Origin of the sequence: Pseudomonas sp. SHLD1, from assembly GCF_028640935.1 — a bacterium.
In the GTDB taxonomy this organism is placed as follows: Bacteria; Pseudomonadota; Gammaproteobacteria; order Pseudomonadales; family Pseudomonadaceae; genus Chryseomonas; species Chryseomonas aestiva.
The window spans coordinates 55,330-77,174 of sequence record NZ_JAQZAD010000011.1 but is presented as its reverse complement, the minus strand read 5'-3'; the positions used below and the strand labels follow the sequence as shown (position 1 = coordinate 77,174).

General features: G+C 65.4%; 14 protein-coding genes. 7 read left to right on the top strand and 7 right to left on the bottom strand.

All coding sequences use genetic code 11. From position 1 onward, the window contains the following. Positions 1-103: 103 nt before the first annotated feature. The 6 genes from PVZ77_RS03560 to pncB all read left to right on the top strand — a co-directional run bounded on the left by PVZ77_RS03560 (position 104) and on the right by pncB (position 5,075). Positions 104-778 carry a response regulator transcription factor gene (locus tag PVZ77_RS03560; protein ID WP_133863004.1) on the top strand — a complete coding sequence of 225 codons (675 nt, stop codon included), beginning with the start codon at positions 104-106 and terminating at the stop codon, positions 776-778. A 2-nt stretch (positions 779-780) separates the two neighbouring features. Next, on the top strand, positions 781-2,070 hold the full coding sequence (locus tag PVZ77_RS03555; protein ID WP_273809825.1) for a sensor histidine kinase: 1,290 nt from the start codon (positions 781-783) through the stop codon (positions 2,068-2,070). Positions 2,071-2,161: 91 nt separating this feature from the next. After that, positions 2,162-2,848: a class I SAM-dependent methyltransferase gene (locus PVZ77_RS03550; protein WP_273809823.1), complete on the top strand. Its 687-nt coding sequence runs from the start codon at positions 2,162-2,164 to the stop codon at positions 2,846-2,848. Positions 2,849-2,875: 27 nt separating this feature from the next. Beyond that, positions 2,876-3,574 (top strand): lipopolysaccharide kinase InaA family protein, encoded by a 699-nt coding sequence (locus PVZ77_RS03545; RefSeq protein ID WP_273809821.1) that lies wholly within the window; start codon positions 2,876-2,878, stop codon positions 3,572-3,574. After that, entirely contained in the window at positions 3,571-3,789 is a 219-nt protein-coding gene (locus PVZ77_RS03540; RefSeq protein ID WP_273809819.1) for a hypothetical protein, read from the top strand. Before PVZ77_RS03545 ends, PVZ77_RS03540 begins: the two co-directional genes overlap by 4 nt. Before the next feature lie 83 nt (positions 3,790-3,872). Then, entirely contained in the window at positions 3,873-5,075 is a 1,203-nt protein-coding gene (gene pncB, locus PVZ77_RS03535; protein ID WP_273809818.1) for a nicotinate phosphoribosyltransferase, read from the top strand. A gap of 187 nt (positions 5,076-5,262) precedes the next feature. On the opposite strand, the gene selO is transcribed toward pncB, so the two are convergent. From selO to PVZ77_RS03520, 3 genes are all read right to left on the bottom strand, one after another. Continuing rightward, entirely contained in the window at positions 5,263-6,723 is a 1,461-nt protein-coding gene (gene selO, locus PVZ77_RS03530; protein ID WP_273809816.1) for a protein adenylyltransferase SelO, read from the bottom strand. A gap of 169 nt (positions 6,724-6,892) precedes the next feature. Continuing rightward, positions 6,893-10,237, bottom strand: a complete 3,345-nt coding sequence (mscK, locus tag PVZ77_RS03525) for a mechanosensitive channel MscK (protein ID WP_273809814.1) — start codon at positions 10,235-10,237, stop codon at positions 6,893-6,895. A gap of 98 nt (positions 10,238-10,335) precedes the next feature. Continuing rightward, positions 10,336-12,075, bottom strand: a complete 1,740-nt coding sequence (locus tag PVZ77_RS03520) for a potassium/proton antiporter (RefSeq protein ID WP_273809812.1) — start codon at positions 12,073-12,075, stop codon at positions 10,336-10,338. Positions 12,076-12,204: 129 nt separating this feature from the next. On the opposite strand from PVZ77_RS03520, the gene PVZ77_RS03515 reads away from it, so the two are divergent. Further along, the gene (locus PVZ77_RS03515; RefSeq protein ID WP_273809811.1) at positions 12,205-13,041 is read left to right on the top strand and encodes a 23S rRNA (adenine(2030)-N(6))-methyltransferase RlmJ; all 837 of its coding nucleotides are present in this window, start codon (positions 12,205-12,207) and stop codon (positions 13,039-13,041) included. A 391-nt stretch (positions 13,042-13,432) separates the two neighbouring features. On the opposite strand, the gene msrA is transcribed toward PVZ77_RS03515, so the two are convergent. The 4 genes from msrA to aceE all read right to left on the bottom strand — a co-directional run bounded on the left by msrA (position 13,433) and on the right by aceE (position 21,722). After that, a complete protein-coding gene (gene msrA, locus PVZ77_RS03510; RefSeq protein WP_158889466.1) occupies positions 13,433-14,092 on the bottom strand; it encodes a peptide-methionine (S)-S-oxide reductase MsrA in 660 nt (219 codons plus the stop codon). An 81-nt stretch (positions 14,093-14,173) separates the two neighbouring features. After that, on the bottom strand, positions 14,174-16,780 hold the full coding sequence (locus PVZ77_RS03505) for a putative bifunctional diguanylate cyclase/phosphodiesterase (protein ID WP_273809807.1): 2,607 nt from the start codon (positions 16,778-16,780) through the stop codon (positions 14,174-14,176). A 282-nt stretch (positions 16,781-17,062) separates the two neighbouring features. Further along, complete coding sequence (gene aceF / locus PVZ77_RS03500) at positions 17,063-19,051, bottom strand: dihydrolipoyllysine-residue acetyltransferase (protein WP_273809806.1); 1,989 nt, start codon at positions 19,049-19,051, stop codon at positions 17,063-17,065. A gap of 28 nt (positions 19,052-19,079) precedes the next feature. Next, positions 19,080-21,722: a pyruvate dehydrogenase (acetyl-transferring), homodimeric type gene (aceE, locus tag PVZ77_RS03495; RefSeq protein WP_273809804.1), complete on the bottom strand. Its 2,643-nt coding sequence runs from the start codon at positions 21,720-21,722 to the stop codon at positions 19,080-19,082. Positions 21,723-21,845 lie beyond the last annotated feature (123 nt).

The window sequence follows — 21,845 nt, the reverse complement described above, 5'->3', positions numbered from 1 at the left end:
GCCGGCCCGCCCGGCGCTGGTCGAGGCCGCCGGGGCCGGTTAGGCTCTGTGCCGAACAGACGACAACGAGGCCCCTGGTGGGCTCGGGCAAGAGGTCAGCGACATGCGTATCCTGGTGGTGGAAGACAACCGCGACATCCTCAGCAATCTGCTGGACTACCTCAGCCTCAAGGGCTACAGCGTGGATTGCGCCCAGGATGGGCTGTCAGGGCTGCATCTGGCCGCAACCGAGCACTATGACCTGCTGATCCTCGACATCATGCTGCCCGGCATCGATGGCTACACCCTCTGCCAGCGGCTGCGCCAGGATGCCCGCCGCGATACCCCGGTGATCATGCTCACCGCTCGCGACCAGCTCGATGATCGGCTGGAGGGTTTTCGCTCCGGCGCCGACGACTATCTGGTCAAGCCCTTCGCCCTGTCCGAACTGGCCGCCCGCGTCGAGGCGGTGATGCGCCGGGCCAAGGGCGGCGGGCGCCGTCAGCTACAGGTCGCCGATCTCAGCTATGACCTCGACACCCTGGAGGTCAGTCGCGCCGGCAAGCCGCTCAAGCTCAATCCCATCGGCCTGAAGATTCTCGCCCTGCTGATGCAGAAGTCGCCTCACGTGGTGCGGCGCGAGGTGCTGGAGGAAGCGGTATGGGGCGAGGACTACCCTGACAGCGACAGCCTGCGCAGCCACGTCCACCAGCTGCGCCAGGTGATCGACAAGCCCTTCGAGCAGCCGCTGCTGCGCACCATTCACGGCGTGGGCTACAAACTGGTCGAGCAGGACTAGCCATGGAATATCACCTGAGCCTGTCGCGGCGGATCGTCATCGCCTTCGTGCTGATGACCTTTCTGGTGGGTGGCGTCTTTGCCCTGGGGATCGTCGCCGCGGTGCACACGGTCGAGGAACGCCTGATCTCCACCGATCTGCACAATGAGCTGGAGCGCATGGTGCAGCGCGACATGAAGCGCGGCGGCCAGCCGGTGCTGGACCCGGACATGCGCCTGTATTTCGTGCCCCTCGCCGAGGTGGCGCAGCTGCCGGCGCACCTGCGCGAGCTGCCGGCCGGCTTCAGTGAGGTGGAAGAGGACCAGCAGTACTTCTATGCCTATGTGGCCGAGCTGGAGGGCAACCACTTCGTCCTGCTGCAGAACCAGAGCGATTTCGAGGCGCGCGAACGCCTGCTCTACAAGGTGGTGCTGGTCGGCTTCCTGATCAGCGTGGCCCTGGCCTGGCTGCTGGGCTGGGCCCTGGCGCGGCGGGTGATCGCCCCGGTGGTACGGCTGGCGCGTCAGGTGCGCCGGCGTGACCAGCTGCTCGATGTAACCCCGCCCCTGGCGCCGGACTACGCCAAGGACGAGGTCGGCGAGCTGGCCGGGGCCTTCGACGATGCCCTTGAGCGCCTGCGTGCTGCCCTGGCGCGGGAGCGGCTGTTCACCAGCGACGTCAGCCACGAGTTGCGTACTCCGCTGATGGTGATCAACTCCTCCTGCGAATTGCTCGAGGCCACGCCGGATCTGCCAGCGCGGGCGAAGGGTCCGCTGGAACGGATGACCCGTGCCGCGCGGGAGATGCAGGAGCTGGTGCAGACCTTTCTGGCCCTGGCCCGCAACCAGGGCGACAACGACACCCAGGCCCCGCGGGCCACCCTGGCCGACGTGGCGCGGCGGCAGACCCAGGAGTGGCAGGCGGCGGTGGAAGCCAAGGGCCTGCAGTGGCGGCTGAGCGTGGCGCCGGGGGCTGATCGGACGCTCTGGCACGAGCCCTTTCTGCGCTCGGTGATGAGCAATCTGTTGCGCAATGCGCTGCATTACACCGAGCGGGGTTACATCGGCCTGCACGTCGGTACGGCAGGCTTCGCGGTGGAAGACAGCGGCGTCGGCATCCCCGAGGAGCAGCGCGAGGCAATGTTCCAGCCCTTCGTGCGGGGCGCCGAGGGACGCGGCGAGGGCCTCGGACTGGGCCTGTCGCTGGTACGCAGGATCTGCCAGCTACAGGGCTGGCACGTGACCCTGGGGGACAGCGCTGCGGGAGGTTGCCGCTTCGAGATAGCGCTTGGCAGCGACAGACTAGCGGACTGAGGTTACAGAAATTTCACAAAGGCTTGACCGGGGTTTGACAGGGGCCCCGGTAGGGTGGCGGCACTTCTCCACTCCCTCAGGAGCCGCCTCCGTGAAAGCGCCCATCGACCTGCCCTTTTCGCAAAAGTACGACGCCGACCACGCCCGCCAGTATTACCTGAAGCATCAGGACGGTCTGGCCCGGCGTCTGTCCAACTGGCGCGACCAGCAGCTGGCGCGACAGGCCCTGAGCATCGCCGGCCAGCCTAATCTGGTGCTGGATCTGCCCAGTGGGGCAGGGCGCTTCTGGCCGTTGCTGGCGGAAAAGCGCAATCGCCTGATCATCGGTGCCGATTATTCGGAAAACATGCTGGCCACCGCCCGTGAACAGCAGCCCGCGGACGTCGTGGCGCGGGTGAAGACCCTACAGACGTCGGCTTTCGCTATCGACCTGTCCGACAATTCTGTAGATTGCATTTTCTGTATGCGCTTGTTTCACCACGTGGGCGAATCGGCGGACCGACTGGCACTGCTGCGGGAGTTCCACCGGGTGACCCGCGACAGCGTCATCCTGTCGCTGTGGGTGGACGGTAACTTCAAGGCCTGGCGGCGTCAGGGACTGGAACGCCGCCGCAAGGCCCAGGGCCGCGACCGTGGCGGCTATCAGAACAGATTCATCGTCGAGCGCAGCCAATTCGAGGCGGAGGTCGCCCAGGCCGGCTTCGTCGTCGACCGCGCCCTGGATTTCCTGCCGGGCTATGCCATGTGGCGGGTCTATGTCCTGCGCAAGGCCAATTGAAGCTATTCAGAATAAGAGAGGCAGCTGATGGGAGCCGTAACGCGAGGCGAAGAGCGTTTCGATCGCTGGTGGAACACCGCGGGTGATTGGGTGGAAGCCCCCAACGTCCGCCGCGGTGGCGAAAGCGGTGTTCAGCGCCTGCAGCTGCCCGACGGTACCCTGGCCTACGTCAAGCGTCAGGTCGGCCATCTCTATCGCAGCCTGCGTCATCCCCTGGGGCGTCCCACCGCCCTGCGCGAGCGCGATGCGCTGATCGCCTTTCGCGACCTGGGCATTCAGGTTCCCGAACTGCTGTTCTGCGATGCCCGGCATGCCCAAGGCGGCTGGCGCGCGCTCCTGGTGAGCGCCGCCCTGGAAGGCTATCAGGACCTTGATCAGTGGTACGCCGAAGGTGGCGGCCAGTCTCTCAGCGAAGCCGAGCACGAGCGTTTCCTGACCACCCTCGGCGAGGTGCTGGCGCGCATGCATCGGCACCGCTGGCAGCATGGCTGCCTCTATCCCAAGCACATCTTCGTCGCCGAGCGAGTCGGCCCTCGGGGCAAGGAATTCTCCGTCGCCCTGCTCGATCTGGAGAAATGTCGCCAGCGGATCGGCATAGACACGGCCGCCCGTCGGGATATGCTGCAATTACGCCGCCATTCGTCGTGGAACGCTGCGCAATGGCGAACTCTCCTCTACGTTTACCAACAGGCGTTGGGACGGAAGATCAGAGGGTTAGAACCATGACTCCACAAATTACTCGAGGTTTGCTGATCGTGGCTTTCTGTGGGGTCACCACGTTGGCCTATGCGAGCTGGCTGCGGCCGGCGGCAGTAGTGGTCGGCAGTGAAGGCCTCGAGTATTGCCAGACGCCGGTGGCTCGCAGCCTGACCACCTCCAGCACCGGTAGTCAGGACCTGCTGCTGTTCCTCTTCGGCATGACCCAGACCCACAACCGCTAGGCCCTCGGGCGGTCAAGCGCCTTTCGCTTCCTCGGCAAGTTGGGCATCCTGTCGTCTGACTTCTAGCTGCCGAGCCCCCGCCGATGATGGCCGATAGTTTTTCCGAGCAGGCCGTGCAAAGCCTGCTGGACACCGACTTCTACAAGCTCACCATGATGCAGGCCGTCCTGCACAACTATCCCAATGCGGAAGTCGAGTGGGCCTTTCGCTGCCGCAACGACGAAGACCTGCGGCCCTATCACGCGGCCATCCAGGCCGAGATCGATGCCCTTGCCGATGTCGCCATCAGCGACGGTCAGCTGGCCTTTCTCGAGCGCATCCCCTTCATCACCCCGGACTTCATCCGCTTCCTGCGGCTGTTTCGCTTCAATCCCTCCTATGTGTTCCTGGGCGAGGAAGAGGGGCGCTTCACCCTGACCCTGAAAGGTCCCTGGCTGCACCTGATTCTCTTCGAGGTGCCGATCCTGGCGTTGATCAGCGAGGTGCGCAATCGCCAGCGCCATGCCGATCTGCCGCTGCAGGTGGCGCGGGATCAGCTCTATCGCAAGTTCGACTGGCTGGCACGAGAGGCGGGCGCCGATGAACTGGCCGAATTCAAGATGGCCGACTTCGGCACCCGGCGGCGCTTCTCCTATGGGGTGCAGGAGATGGTGGTGCGCAGCCTGAGGGACGACTTCCCCGGTCGCTTCGTCGGCACCAGCAACGTGCACCTGGCGTGGAAGCTGGACGTCGCGCCCCTGGGTACCATGGCCCACGAGTGGCTGATGGCGCACCAGCAACTGGGGCCGCGCCTGATCGACAGCCAGATCTCCGCCCTCGACTGCTGGGTGCGCGAGTATCGCGGTCAGCTCGGTATCGCCCTGACCGACACCATCACCATGGATGCCTTCCTGCGGGATTTCGATCTCTACTTCGCCAAGCTGTTCGACGGCCTGCGGCATGACAGCGGCGATCCCCTGCAGTGGGCGGAAAAGGCCATCGCCCACTACCAGCAACTGGGCATAGATCCCCTGACCAAGACCCTGGTGTTCTCCGACTCGCTCAACCTGGAAAAGGCCCTGGCGCTGTTTCGTGCCCTGCGCGAGCGGATCAACGTGAGCTTTGGCATCGGTACCCATTTCACCTGCGACATCCCCGGGGTGCAGCCGATGAACATGGTGCTCAAGATGAGTCGCTGCAACGGCCAGCCGGTGGCCAAGATCTCCGACGCCCCAGGCAAGGCCCAGGGCGGCGAGCCGGACTTCCTGCACTATCTGCGGCACGTCTTCCAGGTCAACGGCGCCTGAGCCTAAGCAAAGTCTGCTGCGCGTCGGCCAGACGGCGTTGAAAAGCCCTTCAGAATGCTCATTTGCTATTCGTAAACGCGTTCGCGAGCCCGGTCCGCTTCTTCAGGTCTTTTCGTGGGGCCGCCTAGGCCTTGTTTGGCTCTAGCTCGCGAGACTTTGAACAGCCTCTGAGTGCCGACGCTTGGTTTCAGGACGAGCAGCTGATCTCCAGGTGCTTGCCCCAGTCCGGCGGCCGCTGGGCGAAGCGTTCGCGTCCCGGCTGAGCCTCGAAGGGGCGTGACAGCAGCTCGTGCAGCAGGCGCACCTCGCGGTAGTCGCCCGCTTCGGCCTGCTCGATGGCCTGCTGGGCCAGGTAATTGCGCAGTACATACAGCGGATTGACCGCATTCATGCGTGCGGTGCGGTCGGCTGCCGTACCGCCTTCGGCCTCCAGGCGCGCGCGATAGGCCTGGCTCCAGGCGTCGAAGCCGCGCAGGTCGATGAAGTCCTCGCGCACCCGGGCCAGCGCCGCGGCGGGTTCGTCTTCGCCCAGGTGGCGGAAGAACAGGTGATAGTCCACGCCGCCCTGCTGCATCAGGGCCAGCAGGCGCTCGACCAGCTCCTGGTCTTCTTCACGCGCGTCCTGCAGACCCAGCCGACGGCGCATCAGGTCGAGATAGTGTGCCTGGTACAGCGGCAGGAAGAGGGCGATGCTCTCCTGCAGCGTCTCCACCGCCACCTTGGGCGTCAGCGCCTGGGCCAGGGCCGCCAGGTTCCAGTGGGCGATGGGCACCTGGTTGCTGTAGGAGTAGCGCCCGGTGTGATCGGAATGGTTGCAGATGAACTGGGCGTCGAAGTCGTCGAGAAAGGCGAAGGGGCCGAAATCGAAGGTGAGACCCAGGATCGAGAAATTGTCGGTGTTCATCACTCCGTGGCAGAAGCCATAGGCCTGCCAGTGGGCGATCAGCCGGGCGTTGCGCTCCACCACCTCGCGGAACAGCGCGGCCCAGGGCTCGGGCGTCGTCAGCAATTCGGGGAAGTGCGCGGCCAGCACATGCTCGCCCAGCTGCTCCAGCAGCTGATGCTGGCGGGTGTAGTAGAAGTATTCGAAATGGCCGAAGCGCACATGGCTGGGGGCCATGCGCAGCAGGGTGGCACCGGTTTCCAGCCGCTCGCGCACCACCTGGGTGGCGGAGCCGATCACGCACAGGGCGCGGGTGGTCGGGATACCCAGGGCGTGCAGGGCCTCGGAAGCGAGGAATTCGCGGATGGAAGACCGCAGCACGGCGCGGCCGTCGCCCATGCGCGAGAAGGGCGTGAGACCGGCACCCTTGAGGTGCAGGTCCCAGTGCTCGCCGCGGTCGTTGACCGCCTCGCCCAGCAGCAGGCCGCGGCCATCGCCGAGGCGTGGGTTGTAGGAGCCGAACTGATGACCGGAATAGACCATGGCCCGGGGCTCGGCGCTGTCCCAGAGCTGGGCCCCGGCGAACACCTGGGTGAATTCGGGCGTCTCGGCCACTGCCGGGTCCAGGTCCAGCAGCGCCATCGCCGCGGGCGAGGCAACCACCAGCCGCGGATCGTCCAGCGGCCGAGGGTCGATATGGGTGGAGAAGTCATCGCCCAGGCGGGCGAATCTGTTGTCGAAGGTCAGGTCGAGCAGCTGTTTCATGGGTATCCCAGGGGCTGTAGAGCCTGTTCACAATCTCGCGAGCTAGAGCCAAATAAGGCGAAAATGGCGGAGGAAGCGGAGTTTACGAGTGGTAAATGAGCATTCCGAAGCCATTTTCAACGCAGTTTGGCCGACGCGCAGCAGATTGTGGACAGGCTCTTGGGGGCCGTCAGGCCTTGGATGGCTTGGGATCCTCGGCCTCCTGCTGGGCATCCCCTTCAGATAGGAGAGGCTTTTTACCCAGTTGTTTCTCCGCTCCGTGTCGATTCTTCAGGGTGATTTCCATCTGCGGCGTGGACAGCAGGTTGATGCCGGCCTCGCGCAGCAGTTGGTCGACCCGGCGAATCAGCTCGTCGGTGGCGGCGCTGCGATCGCCCAGTTCCCGGACATAGATGCGCAGTTCGTGATCGAGGGTGGTGGCGCCATAGTGGGTGACGAACAGCGAGGGTTCGGGATCGTGCAGGACTCGCGCATTCTCCTTCACCGCCTGCATGATCAGCTGTTGCGCCTGGGCCAGGTCGCTGCCGCGATTGACGCCGAAGGTCAGCACGATACGGGTGACGGTGTCGGTCAGCGTCCAGTTGATCAGCTGGCTGGTGACGAAGGTCTTGTTCGGCACCACCACCGACTTGCGGTCGGCGTCGGTGATATGGGTGGCACGGATGCGGATCTTGTTTACCGTGCCGGTCACGTTGCCGATGGTGATGAGATCGCCGACGCGCACCGGGCGCTCGAAGAGGATGATCAGACCGGAGATGAAGTTACCGAAGATCTCCTGCAGACCGAAACCCAGACCGACCGAGAGGGCGGTGGCCAGCCACTGCAGCTTGTCCCAGCTCACCCCCAGCGTCGCCAGGGTGGTCACGGTGCCGAAGCCGACGATGACGTAGGACAGCAGGGTGGTGGTGGCGTAGGCGCTGCCCTGGGCCAGATTCAGGCGTGACAGCACCAGCACCTCCAGCAGGCCAGGCAGGTTGCGCGCCAGGGCGACGGTGAGGCCGGCGATCACCAGGGCGATGATGAACACCCGCAGCGTCAGGGGGACCTGGGTGGCGGCGGCGCCGGTACCGCTGGTGTACTGGTAGAGGGTGACGTTGTCCAGGTAGGAGAACACCGCCACCACGTCGGCCCAGACCAGGTAGAGCACGCCGAGGAAGGCCAGCAGCAGGGTCAGGCGCAACAGCCGCGAGGACTGCTGGTTGACCTGTTCCATGTCCAGGGTCGGCTCCTGCACCACCTCGACGCCCTCGGCGTCTTCCTGCTGCGCCTGGCGCTTCTGGATGGCGCGCTGGTAGGCCAGGCGCCGTGCGGCCACGCTCAGGCCACGGGCCAGGGTGGCTTCGAGGATGATCCAGGCCATCAGTACATAGAGGGTGTCCACCAGGCGATCGGTGAGCTTGAGCGCGGTGTAGTAGTAGCCAAAGAGCACGGCGAAGAACAGCACGGCCGGAATGGCGGTGATCATCAGGCCGAGCAGCAGGCGAAAGAACGGCAGCCGCTCGCGGGCGGTGGCATTGAGCAGGGAGCGACCGAGCATCCAGGCGAGGCTGGCATAGGCGACCAGGACGATGAGGATGCCGAGGACGTCGTCGGCGAGGCCGGCGAGCTGGCGCTCGGCGATGGCCACCACCGCCATCAGCGCCAGGGCCAGCAGCCCCACCCGTCTGACCAGCCGGCGCAGCGACTGCGCCTGGGGCCGGGCCCAGCGGAAGTGGGTCTCGGCCACGCCGCCGGAGGCCAGCAGGCGATACACCGTGTAGAACACCAGCCAGCCGGCGGCGATTTCCAGCAGCGCCGCGCCGATGGCGGCGTTGACCCCGCGTTCGTCACCCTCCAGGGCCACGCCGCCCAGCCACAGCACCAGGCTCGCCGGCAGGCCCAGCAGGATGGTGAGCAGGATCGCCTGGGGCGTATGCAACTGGCTGTCGCGCTGATAGTGGCCGATGTCCTGGTTGAGCTTGCTGACCCGTCCATAGAGGCGCGGGCGCTGCCAGATCAGGGTGGCGAAGGCCAGCACCAGCGGCAGCAGCAGCAGCGGTCGCTCGGCCAGGCCGACATAGAGTTCATGCAGGCTGGAGCCCCAGGGCACGTCGCGCAGCTGCTGCAGCAGCTTGCGCGGCGCGGTCTTGACCCAGTTCCAGTCCAGCGGCTTGTTGCTGGGAATCCAGAACATCTGCTCGTCGAGGGTGCCGCGCAGGCTGGTGATGGTGCTGCGCAGCTGGTTCTGGTTGAGCTGCAGGTCGATGGATTCGCTGAGCAGGGCATTGAGTTCGGTGTTGAGGCGCTCCTGCAGTTCGCTACGAGTCTTGAGCAGATCGAGCAGTTGCTGACGCAGCTGCGGGGTGGCCTTTTCCGGCGGCTGCTGGGCCAGCAGGGTGTCGACGTAGCCTTCCGGATTGGCGATCTGGGCGCGCTGCTGATTGAGCTCGAACTGATAGAGGCGCAGATCGGCGATGTCGTCGGTGAGGTCCTTGTTGACCTTGACCGAGGGCAGCGCCGCCCGCTGCTGATAGAGCAGCTTGGACAGCAGCACGCTGCCCTTGAGCACGCCGATCTGCTGTTCCATGTTTTCGGTGGTCTGCTTGAGCTGATCCAGCTGCTGACGCGACTCGAGATTGCGGCGATTGAGGTCGTTGAGGCGATCCGTGGCGCGCAGCAGGTAGTCCGACAGCTGCAGATTGAGTCCGGTCTCCTGGGACAGCACATCGTCCCCGGCGGTCTTTTCCGATTCGCGAGAGGCTTCGGCCAGGGTCTTTTCCGATTGCTGACGGCGCTTGCCGCTGATCAGCGTCTGCAGGTCCAGGGTCTCCTGCTCGTAGCGCTTGACCTGCTCGGTGAAGAGTTCGCGGCGGATGGCCCCCAGATCCTGCAGCACGCTGTTGCCGCCCAGTTCCTGGCGCAGCAGCTGGATCTGCGCATTGGCGGCCGCCTGTTCCGCCAGCAATTGACCGCGTCGCTCGGCGGTGAGCGGCTTGGCGTTCTCGCGCCCGTTCTTGAGCAGATCGGCGATCTGCTGCAGGCGCGTCTGCAGATTGGCGATGTCCACCTGGGCGCGTTCGGGGCGGGTCTGGGCATTGATCACCAGACTGTTGGCCGCATTGAGGTCGTCCTGCACGCTGTTGAGCGCCAGGCTGGTCTCGCTCAGGCGCTGCTCCAGCGCCTGGGGGGTGGCGCCGGCATAGCGCTGTTGGGCCGGTTTGATGGGCTCGGCGCGCAGCCGCGCCAGTTGCCGCTGGGCGTCCTTGGTCTGTTGCGGCGCCTGGGCCAGTTGCTGGCGCAGATCGGCCAGCTGCTTGACGTACTGGTCACGCTGGTCGAGCAGCTTCAGGGTCTGCTGCAGACTGTCCTGGGCGGCGCTCTGCTCGGGGGCGGGCAGCTTGCGATCGGCCAACTGGGTCAGATTCTGCTGCACCTGCTGGGCATCCGGCGGCCCGGAGTCCTGAGCCACGGCGGGAAGGGTGAACAGGCAACCGCAGAGAGCGGCGGCGCGAAGCAGAGCGGACAGGCGTTGCATGCGGCGGGCGTCGGGCAGTGGAAAGGCGCGAGGTTAAAGCGGCGCTGCCAAGGGCGCAAGATAGCGCTTTCCAGGGCGCGAACCCTGTTCATCCACGGTTAAAGAAAGAGTGCGGGCCCGCTGCTGCGGCCTTCGGGAAACTTCACGCCGACCTTGCGCACGCGTTTGTTCTCGATGGCCGCGACGATCCAGACCAGGCCGTTCCATTCCACCAGGTCGCCCACGATGGGTTCGCCGCCGATCTCGTGGGTGATGAAGGCGCCGAGGCGCTGGTTGCCGTCCACCTCGCCCAGTTGCAGGCCGTACAGCGCGGCCACGGCGCTGAGTTCGGCGTCGGCTTCCAGGACGAAGTCGCCGAAGAATCTCTGGGTCTGCTGCGGCGCCTGGCTGAACAGCCGGCCCAGGGCTGGCAGATCGTGTTCATGGCCGACCACGCAGAGGATGTCCCCGGCTTCCAGGGTGGTACTGCCGGAGGGGTGCAGCAGGGTCTCGCCGCGGAACAGCGCGGCGATACGGGTACCCTCGGGCATCTTCAGCTCGCGCAGGGCGGCGCCGATGCACCATTTTTCGGCGCCGAGGCGATAGATGAACAGCTCCCATTCGCTGGTCGGATGGACCTGCAGACCGGCACGGGAGAAGGGCGCCGGCTCCGGTGGCACCGTCACCTTGAGCAGCTTGGCCGCCAGCGGCAGGCTGGAGCCCTGCACCAGTAGCGACACCAGCACGATGAAGAAGGCCACGTTGAAGAACAGCTGGGCCTGGGGCAGCCCGGCCATCATCGGGAACACCGCCAGGATGATGGGGACCGCGCCGCGCAGCCCGACCCAGGCGATAAAGGCCTTTTCGCGATCGTGGAAGGCGCGGAAGGGCAGCAGGCCGATGGCCACCGACAGCGGGCGGGCGACCAGGATCATCCACAGCGCCAGGCCGAGGGCGGGCAGGGCGATGGGCAGCAGGTTGTGCGGCTCCACCAGCAGGCCCAGCACCAGGAACATGCCGATCTGCGCCAGCCAGGCCATGCCGTCGAGCATGTGCAGCATGCCGTGGCGGCTGCGGATCGGCAGATTGCCCATCAGCAGACCGGCCAGGTAGACCGCGAGGATGCCACTGCCATGGGCGGTATTGGTCAGGGCGAAGATCAGCAGGCCACCGCTGATCGCCAGCAGCGGATAGAGGCCGTCGGCGAGGTGGATGCGGTTGATCAGCTGCAGTAGCAGCCAGCCACCGCCCAGGCCGATCACCCCGCCGATGGCGAATTCGCTGACGAAATGGCCGAGCAGACTCCAGCTGAAGCCACTCTGGCCACTGGCGAGCATCTCGATCAGGGTGACGGTGAGAAACACCGCCATGGGGTCGTTGCTGCCGGATTCGATTTCCAGGGTCGCGGTGACCCGTTCGTTGAGGCCGCGACCGCCGAGCAGGGAAAACACCGCCGCGGCATCGGTGGAGCCAACGATGGCGCCGATCAGCAAGCCCTGCAGCAGGCTGAGATCGAACAGCCAGGCGGCGGCGACCCCGGTCAGGCCGGTGGTGATCATCACCCCCACGGTGGCGAGCGACAGCGCCGGCCAGAGCGCTACCCGGAAACTCGACACCCGGGTGCGCATGCCGCCGTCGAGCAGGATCACCGCCAGCGCCAGGTTACCCACCAGGTAGGCCATCGGATAGTTGTCGAAGGCGATGTGACCGGGACCGTCGATGCCGGCGAACATGCCGACCACCAGGAAGATCACCAGAATCGGGATGCCGACCCGCGAGGAAATCGAGCTGACCAGAATCGACAGGCCGATCAGCACCGCACCGATCAAGAACAAGCTGTTGATGGTGACAGCGTCCAAGCGTGACTCCTGGGGTAAAGAATTGAAGAACCAGGGGATTTAACCCGCTGGGTGGCCGGGGTGTCAAAGCGCGACGCCGCTGGCGCCCGAGGAAGACGGTACACTGTAGGGCTGACGCTGGAGTATCCCATGAATTACCGACACGCCTTCCACGCCGGCAATCACGCCGATGTCTTCAAGCACGCCACCCTGTTGCGCCTGGCCGCGCTGCTGGCACGCAAGGAGACGCCCTTCGCCTATCTGGACAGCCATTCCGGCGTCGGTCGCTATGACCTGGCCGGCGATCAGGCCAGTCGTACCGACGAATGGCGCGAAGGCATCGGACGGCTGTGGGCCCTGGAGTCCGCGCCGGCGGCCTTTGTCGGCTATCGCGAGGCGGTGGCGGCGCTCAATCCCGACGGCGCGCTGCGCTACTACCCCGGCTCGCCAGAACTGATGCGCCAGGCCCTGCGTCCCCAGGATCGCCTGCTGCTCAACGAGCTGCATCCGGAGGATGGTCGCCTGCTCAAGGAAAACATGGCCCGTGATCGCCGGGTCGCGGTGCATCAGAAGGATGGCTGGCTGTTGCCGCGGGCGCTGCTGCCGGTCCCCGAGCGCCGGGCCTTGCTGCTGATCGATCCGCCCTTCGAGAAGGCCGACGAGCTGGAGCGTTGCGTCAAGGCGGTCGCGGAGGCCATCGGCCGGATGCGCCAGACGGTGATCATGCTCTGGTATCCGATCAAGGATCGCCGCCAGCTCAGACGCTTTCATGCCGGTCTGCAGGCCAGCGGCGCGCCCAAGCTGCTCAACGTCGAGTTGCTGATCCGTGCGGCAGAGGATCCCACCCGGCTCAATGGCTCGGGGTTGGCCATCGTCAATCCGCCGTGGGGCCTGGAAGAAGAATTGCGTGACTTGCTGCCCTGGCTGGCCGAGCACCTGGCCCAGGGCGAAGGCAGCTGGCGGCTGGACTGGCTGATCGCGGAATAGCGAAGCCCGGCGCCGTTGGGCTTCGCTGCGCTCAACCCAACCTACGAGAGCAGCGTGGCGTAGGTTGGGTTGAGGCGGCTCCATCGCCGAAGCCCAACAGGGCGGAATCGCGCCCGGGCAACGTTGGGCTTCGCTGCGCTCAACCCAACCTACGGGATGGTTTGGCGTAGGTTGGGTTGAGGCCGCCTCATCGCCGAAGCCCAACAGGGCGGAATCGAGCCTGGGCAGCGTTGGGCTTCGCTGCGCTCAACCCAACCTACGAGCAACGTTGGCGTAGGTTGGGTTGAGGCAGCTCTACCGCCGAAGCCCAACAGAGCGGAGTCGAGCCTGGGGCTGTTGGGCTTCGCTGCGCTCAACCCAACCTACGGATTGGGGTTGAGGCGGCTCGGGATCAGACCGCCAGGCTGGGCGGCAGGCAGACGCCGGTACCGGCCAGGCCGCAATAGCCGTTGGGATTCTTGGCCAGGTACTGCTGGTGATAGGCCTCGGCGTAGTAGAAGGGCGGCAGCGGGGCGATCTCGGTGGTGATCTCGCCATAACCGGCCTCGGCCAGTTGCGCCTGGAAGGCGGCCTGACTGGCTTCGAAGGCTTCCCGCTGACTGTCGTCGGTGTAATACAGCGCCGAGCGATACTGGGTGCCGACGTCGTTGCCCTGGCGCATGCCCTGGGTCGGATCGTGGGCTTCCCAGAAGATCTTCAGCAGCGCCTCCAGCGAGGTCTGGGCCGGATCGAACACCACCAGCACCACCTCGGTATGACCGGTCAGGCCCGAGCACACCTCTTCGTAGGTCGGATTGGGGGTATGGCCGCCGGCATAGCCCGCCGCCGTGGTCCAGACGCCTGGCTGTTGCCAGAAGCGCCGCTCGACGCCCCAGAAGCAGCCCATGCCCACCACCAGACTCTGCAGACCGGTAGGGAAGGGGCCTTGCAACGGATTGCCGTTGACATAGTGGGCCGCGGGCACGGCCATGGCCGTCTCGCGGCCGGGCAGCGCCTGCTCGGCGGCGGGCAGATGAGTCTTCTTGGTCAGGATTTCGGAACGCAGGACCATGGGATACCTCGAGGGAAAGGGCCAGGCGAAAAGCTCAGTGTACGCAAAATCGCAGCAGCGGGGTCGAGTCCGCGCGGCGGGTCAGCGCGTCGGCAGGTAACGCGCCAGGGCGGCGTCGAGCTGGTCGGCCGGGATGGGCTTGTCGAACAGATAGCCCTGGCCGATATCGCAGCGATGGTGGCGCAGGAAAGCCAGCTGTTCGGTCGTCTCGATGCCCTCGGCAACCACCTGCAGCCGCAGGTTGTGGGCCATGGCGATCACCGCGGAGGTGATTTCCATGTCGTCCTGGTTGTCCGGGATGTCCTTGATGAAACTCCTGTCGATCTTGATGACGTCGATGGGGAATTTTTTCAAGTAGCTGAGCGACGAATAACCGGTGCCGAAGTCATCCATCGCCAGGCTCATGCCCAGGCGCTTGAGGGCTTCGAGGGTGTTGCGGGTGGCGTCGGTGGCATCCAGCAAGAGGCTTTCGGTCAGTTCCAGCTCCAGACGCTTGGGCGCGATGCCCTCCTCGTCGAGGATGGTGACAAAGGACTGCACCAAGTCGGGATCGGTGAATTGCTTGGGCGACAGGTTGATGGCGATCTGCAGATCGTCGAAGCCGGCGGCGTCGAGGCGATGCAGCTGGCGGCAGACCTCGCGGATGACCCATTTGCCGATGGGCACGATGAGCCCGGTTTCCTCGGCGATGCTGATGAACTGGTCCGGGCGGATCATGCCCTTTTCCGGGTGCTGCCAGCGGATCAGGGCTTCCAGGCCGAGTAGCTTGGCGCGTTTCAGGCAGACCTTGGGCTGGTAGTGCACCAGCAGTTCGTTCTGTTCCAGGGCACGGCGCAGGTTGTTCTGCACGAACAGCTTGTTGCTGGCCTCGGCGATCAGCGCCTCGGTGAACACCTGGACCTGATGGCCGCCGGTGGCCTTGGCTCTGTGCAGGGCGAGGCCGGCGTGCTTGATCAGGGTCTGCGGATCGGTCTCGTGCGGCCGCGCGGTGGTCAGGCCGATCGAGCAACTGATCAGGGTCGGGTGGCCCTCCACATAGAGTGGCGGATCCAGGGCCACCAGGGTGTCGCGGGCCAGGCTGTCAGCGGATACCGCGTCCATGCCTTCGAGCAGCACGGCGAATTCGTTGCTGGCGATGCGGGCGATCAGTGCGCCCTTGCCCAGGGCGCTGCGCAGGCGCCGGGCCAGACCCACCAGCAACTGGTCGCCGATGCGATGACCGAGGCTGTCGTTGACTCTCTTGAAATTGTCGACGTCCACCAGTAGCAGCGAGTGTTCGCGGCTCGGACTGGACTGCTCCAGGCGCGCTTCCAGCCGGGCGATGAAGTGGTTGCGGTTGGCCAGCCCGGTGAGGCTGTCGCGAAACACCAGTTCGTCGTTGTGCTGCTGGGCGAAGCGGGTCTTGCTGGTGTCCTGGAAGATGCCCAGATAGCCCTGCAGGTCGCCATTGGGCTGCTGGATCTTGGACAGCGACAGCTGGCCCCAGTAGGTCTCGCCGTCGCGACGATAGCAGCGCAGTTCGCCTTGCCAGCTGTCCTGGTGCGCCAACCGCTGCCAGGCTTCGTAGAGCAGCTCGCCCCAGTTTTCCAGGGCTGGCAGGGATTCGACGTGCAGGCCCTGCAGCTTGCCGATGGGGTATCCGGTGATCCGCGCGAAGCTGTCGGTGGCGTGCTCCAGGCAACCGCCGGCATCCAGCAGCAGGAAGGCATCGTTGCTGGCTTCCATCACCCGGGTCAGGGGGTGGGGGACCTTGGGCAGGCGCTCCGGCTGCTGGAGGAGGGCGGCCAGGCACTCCGCCAGGCTGCGGGCGAAGGTGACGTCCTCGGCTTCCCAGGTGGCCGCACGGTCCCGTCGCAGGCAGAGCAGACCGATCAGCTGATTGTCATGCAGCAGCGCCACGTCCAGCGCCGTTCCGCCCCCGGTATGGGGCGGGTGCAGCACCTGACTGGCGTCTTCGATCACGCCCTGCTCGCGCAACCGGCGCCGGTGGTCGCTGCACAGCGTCGGCAGGCGCTCTTCCTTGCACAGGGTGACGAGGCCATTGCCCTCGTAACGCCACAGGCCGAGTTCGTCCGCGGCAAAGGCGGCCGGGCCCTCTGCACGCAGCAGTTGCACCAGTTCGTCGTCGACCGGTGCCTGGCGCAGGGCCAGCCGGGACAGCTCGAGCAGCAGGGTCTGCCGCGCCTGGGCCATCCCCAGCCGTTGCTGGCTGTGGTCCTGGCTGTCCTGCAGAAGTGCCAGGGTGGAGCGCAGGGCCAGGTTGTGGGCTTCCCATTCGCCGGCCAGGGCATCGTCGTTCATCACCCGCAGCAGATAGCCGCGCAGCAGGGGGCGACCATGGCGCTGCAGGCTTTCGCCCACCTCGACCACCTGGTACGGGGCCGTAGGGGAGTGGAACAGGTAGCGCACCTGATAGCTGCCGTGCTCGGCGAGTTGCAGCTGGATGTCTTCGTGCAGGCGATGACGGACGCTGGGCTCCATCAGGCTGGCATAGGGGGCATCGATGAGCGAGCACAGCGCCTGGGCGGGCAGGCCAAGGCTGGCTTCACAGCGGGAATCGAGATAGAGCATCGCCCAGGAGGCTTCATTCAGACGCTCGAAGCGCAGCAAGCCCAATCGGGCGGGAGCGCTGAGCGCGCCCGCCTGATCGGCTACCGCGGCATCGGCAGCATCGGAGTGAATACTCATGCGAGGGTCCGCGTCCTTGTGAAGACGGAAAGATGTCCTAGGTTTATCGGAAAGGACAGACAAATCATTAATCCTTTTTCCTTTCCGCCTCGCCAGCACGCTGGGATGGCTGTCAAGGTTGCCCGATAGAGGTGGGCCCATGCAAGGGGCGGCACTCGGGGCGCCCATCCTACCTTTTTCCTGGATCTTTCGGTTGATCTGGCAGCAAAAACCCCGCCTGAGCGGGGTTCTTGCGCTACACCGGAAGACGGTAGCGGGAAGCCGTTACCGTCCTGTGGCGGCTTACAGCAGCAGGCTACGGATTTCCGCCAGCAGATCGCCCAGGCGCTTGGTGAAGCGCGCGGCGGCAGCCCCGTTGATCACGCGGTGATCGTAGGACAGCGACAGCGGCAGCATCAGGCGCGGCTGGAAGGCCTTGCCGTCCCAGACCGGCTGCATGCTGGCCTTGGACACCCCGAGGATCGCCACTTCCGGAGCATTGACGATCGGCGTGAAGCCGGTACCGCCGATGTGACCCAGGCTGGAGATGGTGAAGCAGGCGCCCTGCATGTCGTCACCGCTGAGCTTCTTGGTCCGCGCCTTTTCCGCCAGCTGGGCGGCTTCGGCGGCGAGTTGCAGGAGGCTCTTCTGGTCGACGTTGCGGATGACCGGGACCAGCAGGCCGTCCGGGGTGTCCACGGCGAAGCCGATGTGCACGTACTTCTTGCGGATCACCGCCTTGCCGCTGGGGGCCAGGGAGGCGTTGAAGTCCGGCAGTTCCCTGAGCACATGGGCGCAGGCCTTGAGCAGGAACGGCAGGATGGTCAGCTTGACGCCGGCCTTTTCCGCCACGGCTTTCTGGCCGACCCGGAAGGCTTCCAGATCGGTCACGTCGGACTGGTCGAACTGGGTGACGTGGGGCACGTTCAGCCAGCTGCGATGCAGGTTGTTGGCGCCGACCTGCATGAGGCGCGTCATCGGCACCTCTTCGATCTCGCCGAACTTGCTGAAGTCCACGGTGGGAATCGGCGGGATGCCGGCGCCACCGGTGGCCCCTGCAGCCGCGGCCGGAGCCGCCTTGCTCTTCTGCAGCTGATCCTTGACGTAGGTCTGGACGTCTTCCTTGAGAATGCGACCCTTGGGACCGGTCGGGGTGACCTCGCCCAGATCGACGCCGAACTCGCGGGCGACCATGCGTACGGCCGGACCGGCATGGACCTTCTTGCCCTTGCCGGCGGCAGGTGCGCTGGCGGGAGCGGCGGCCTTGGCCGGAGCCTCGGCTTTCTTCTCGGCAGACGGCGCGCTGGCGGCGGCGTTGCCGGCAGCCGGCTTGGCCGCCTGCTTGGGCACGGCACCGGCCACCTTCAGGGTCAGGATCAGATCGCCGGTCTTGGCCTGGTCATTGACCTTGATGGCGACGCTTTCCACCACGCCCGCCTTGGGCGCCGGGATTTCCATGCTGGCCTTGTCGGACTCCAGCACGATCAGCGACTGCTCGGCCTTGACCTGGTCACCGGCCTTGACCAGCACCTCGATGACGTTGGCACTGCCGGTGGAGCCGATGTCGGGGACCTTGATCTCCTCGACCGATTCACCAGCCGGCTCGGCGGCGGCTTCCTCGTGCAGCTCGGGTTCGGCGGCTTCCTTGGCGGGCTTGTCGCCGGCCTTGGATTCGACGCTCTTGCTCGGCTTGGCATTGGCTGCGCCCTTGAGGACCAGGATCAGATCGCCGGTGCCCACTTCGTCGCCGACCTTGACGGAAACGCTCTCCACCACGCCGGCGGCGGGGGAGGGGATTTCCATGCTGGCCTTGTCGGATTCCAGGGTGATCAGCGTCTGCTCGGCGGCGATGGTGTCGCCGGGCTTGACCGCCACCTCGATGATGCTGGCCTTGCCGCTGGAGCCGATGTCCGGAACGTGAATTTCCTGGGACTCGCCTTCGCCGGCGGACGCCGAAGCGTCCTCGTCGCCGGCCGGCGTCGGGGTTTCGCTTTCCTCGACCTGGGTCTGCTTGGACTCGGCCTTGGGCTCGGCGGCGGGTTCGCTGCCGGTGGCGGCGTCCTCGCCTTCCAGGTCGATCAGCAGATCACCGGTCTTGAGGGTGTCGCCGACCTTGATGTGCAGGGCGGCGATCTTGCCGGCCTTGGGGGCCGGAATCTCCATGCTGGCCTTGTCGGACTCCAGCACCACCAGGCTCTGTTCGGCCTCGACGGTATCGCCGACCTTCACCAGCAGCTCGATGACTTCGCCGTCGCCACTGCCGATGTCGGGTACGCGGATGGTCTCGCTCACAGTTGTTTCCTCTTATCCGTGTGCCGCATCAGCAATCCAGGGGATTGCGCTTCTCGGTGTCAATGCCGAACTTGGTGATGGCGTCGGCCACGACCTTGCGTTCCAGCTTGCCTTGGTTGGCCAGCGCCTGCAGAGCGGCGACGGCGACCCAGCGACGGTCGACCTCGAAATGATCACGCAGCTTCTTGCGGCTGTCGCTGCGACCGAAACCGTCGGTACCCAGCACCTGGAATTCGGTGGGGACCCACTGGCGGATCTGGTCGGCGAACAGCTTCATGTAGTCGGTGGAGGCGATGACCGGACCCTGGCGCTCGCCCAGGCACTGCTCGACGTAGGTCAGGCGGCGCTCTTCCAGCGGGTGCAGGCGGTTCCAGCGGTCGACGGCCAGGCCTTCGCGGCGCAGTTCGTTGAAGCTGGTGACGCTCCAGATGTCGGCGCCGACACCCATCTCGCGCAGCAGGCTCGCCGCGGCGCGGACCTCGTTGAGGATGGTGCCCGAGCCCAGCAGCTGGACGCGGTGCTTGAAGTCGCCTTTTTCCTCTTCCAGCAGGTACATGCCCTTGATGATGCCTTCCTCGACACCCTGGGGCATGGCCGGCTGCTGGTAGTTCTCGTTCATCACGGTGATGTAGTAGAAGACGCTCTGCTGCAGTTCCATCATCTGATGGATGCCTTCGCGCATGATCACCGCCAGCTCGTAGGCATAGGTGGGATCGTAGCTGCGGCAGTTGGGGATGGTGCCGGCCAGGATGTGGCTGTGACCGTCCTCGTGCTGCAGGCCTTCGCCGTTCAGGGTGGTACGGCCGGAGGTGCCGCCCAGCAGGAAGCCGCGGGTCTGGGCATCGCCCGCCGCCCAGGCCAGGTCGCCGATACGCTGGAAGCCGAACATCGAATAGAAGATGTAGACCGGCAGCATGGGCTGGTTGTAGTTGCTGTAGGCGGTACCGGCAGCGATGAAGGAGGACATGGCGCCGGCCTCGTTGAGGCCTTCCTGGAGGATCTGGCCGTCCTTCTCTTCGCGGTAGTACATCACCTGGTCGCGATCGACCGGCTCATAGAGCTGACCGTGGGGCGAGTAGATGCCCAGCTGGCGGAACATGCCTTCCATGCCGAAGGTACGGGCCTCGTCGGCGAGGATGGGCACGATGCGCTTGCCCAGGTCCTTGTCCTTGACCAGTTGCGACAGGATGCGGCCGAAGGCCATGGTGGTGGAGATCTCGCGATCGCCGGAGCCGTCCAGCACCGCCTTCAGGGTCTCCAGGGGCGGGGTGGGGATGCTCAGGCTGCGCGCGCGACGCTGGGGCAGGTGACCGCCCAGGGACTCGCGACGACTCATCAGGTACTTCATCTCGGCGCTGTCGTCGGCCGGACGATAGAAGGGCAGTTCGCTGAGCTGGGAATCGTTCAGCGGGATGTCGAAGCGATCGCGGAATTTCTTCAGCGACTCCACATCCACCTTCTTGGTGTTGTGCGCGGTGTTCTTGGCTTCGCCCGCACCGGTGCCGTAGCCCTTGATGGTCTTGGCCAGGATGACGGTGGGCTGGCCCTTGTGGTTGACCGCCTGGTGGTAGGCCGCATAGACCTTGTAGGGGTCGTGACCGCCACGGTTGAGCTTCCAGATCTCGTCGTCGGACAGGTCCTCGACCATCTTCAGCAGCTCGGGGTTGGCGCCGAAGAAGTGCTTGCGCACATAGGCACCGTCCTTGGCCTTGTAGTTCTGGTATTCACCATCGACCACGGCGTCCATGCGCTGCTGCATGCGGCCTTCGGTGTCGCGGGCGAACAGCGGATCCCACATGCGGCCCCAGAGGACCTTGGTGACGTTCCAGTCGGCGCCACGGAAGATGCCTTCCAGTTCCTGGACGATCTTGCCGTTGCCGCGGACCGGGCCGTCGAGGCGCTGCAGGTTGCAGTTGATGACGAAGATCAGGTTGTCGAGGTTCTCGCGGCCGGCCAGGGAGATGGCGCCCAGGGTTTCCGGCTCGTCGCACTCGCCGTCGCCGATGAAGCACCAAACCTTCTGCTTGCCGGCGGGGATGTAGCCGCGGTTCTCCAGGTACTTCATGAAGCGGGCCTGGTAGATGGCGGTGATCGGGCCTAGACCCATGGACACGGTCGGGAACTGCCAGAAGTCGGGCATCAGGTGCGGGTGCGGGTAGCTCGACAGGCCCTTGCCGTCCACTTCCTGACGGAAGTTGTTCATCTGGTCTTCGGAGAGGCGGCCTTCCAGGAAGGCACGGGCGTAGACGCCGGGGGAAGCGTGGCCCTGGTAGTAGATCAGGTCGCCGCCGTGCTCTTCGTTGGGCGCCTTCCAGAAATAGTTGAAGCCGATGTCATAGAGGGTGGCGCTGGAGGCGAAGGTGGAGATGTGACCACCCAGATCCGGATCCTTGAGGTTGGCGCGCATGACCATCGCCAGGGCGTTCCAGCGAACCAGCGAGCGGATGCGTCGCTCCATGAACAGGTCGCCCGGCATATGGGCTTCCCTGGTCACTGGAATGGTGTTGCGATAGGGGGTATTGATGGAGTAGGGCAGCTGGGTACCACTGCGGGTAGCCAGTTCGCCCATGCGGGTCATCAGATAATGAACGCGCTCCTCGCCTTCGTGGTCGAGGACGGACTCCAGGGCGTCCAGCCATTCCTGGGTTTCGACGGGATCGAGATCTTGCATGGCTTGCTCCAGGGCGGAAAGGCTTCCAAAATCGGTCGCCTCAGGGTCGCCGCCGGCCTCTTGGGGGCAGCGAAAATTCTTGGATTTATGACCGGACGGTTCCGATCGGCGTGTAGTTTTACT